This window comes from Prevotella sp. MGM2 (assembly GCF_002933955.1).
In the GTDB taxonomy this organism is placed as follows: domain Bacteria; phylum Bacteroidota; class Bacteroidia; order Bacteroidales; family Bacteroidaceae; genus Alloprevotella.
Map to the genome: position 1 here is coordinate 1 of NZ_BEWW01000025.1, position 902 is coordinate 902.

A 902-nucleotide genomic window follows, 5' to 3' on the forward strand; every position below is an offset into this window, starting at 1 on the left:
TTTCGCATAAACAAGCGATTGAGAAGGCAGAAAAGGAGTTTGCCATCTATCGCAAACGCGAAATGGATTTATTGGAAAGTGATTTTGATAAGGAAATCAAAAGATTGAAAGATAATAATGATAAAAGTTCAAAGTAATTCACTACCTTTGCCCTTGGAAACTTTCATGCAACCTTGCGCAAAACAACGCAAGTCATTGGTGGATCAAACGGAGGAGATTACAGTCGAGTCGCTTTTAGAAAGTAATGATATTCAGCTACTTGGGAATAAATCACGATTCCTGGTGGCACCACTCTTAGGAAAGATAATTATCTGAATAAAAGATAGTTAGCTTTTTCTTTTATGCTATTTTGTCAACCAAATGTCAATTTTCAAAAGTCTGTCAATAGAAAAGCGCATCGGCAACTCTTTACCAATGCGCTCCGTAGCATTATAAACCAACATGATTCTGTTGGCAGGACAAAGTTAATAATTCCTACTGATATGGCAAACAGAAATGCGGTTGCGGCTGTGAGATTCCAAGAAAAGAAGCGAAGCCTCCACGGATGCGGAAGCCTCGCCTTGTCAGTTCTGAATGATTGTTGAGGTCAGGCCCATAAGGGGTGCCGGGGGTAACGGGTCGCCCTCTCGTTGGCGCAGGGGTGCGAGTCAGAAAAATTTTTATTCTGAAAATTACAGCATGCGCACCTCCTCGCGTATGCGGTAGTAGGTCTTAGTTTGCATTTTATATATCTTGATTTGATACCCTATCTATTTGATTCCCTCTTGCAATTTCAAGTTTTCTTTGTTCATCTGCTTTAGATTGTATTTCGACCGATTTAAGGTATTCTTGGGTCAAGCCGAAATTCCGGGGTCAAGCCGAAATTCCGGTGCATTTGTTAAAATTCGAGAGCTGAAATGTTA

General features: G+C 40.6%; 1 pseudogene. It reads left to right on the top strand.

The features are described 5' to 3' along the window. Nucleotides 1-137 (top strand): annotated as a pseudogene (locus tag C5S62_RS00505) (cell filamentation protein Fic); the annotation flags it as partial. Between the last annotated feature and the right edge of the window lie 765 nt (nucleotides 138-902).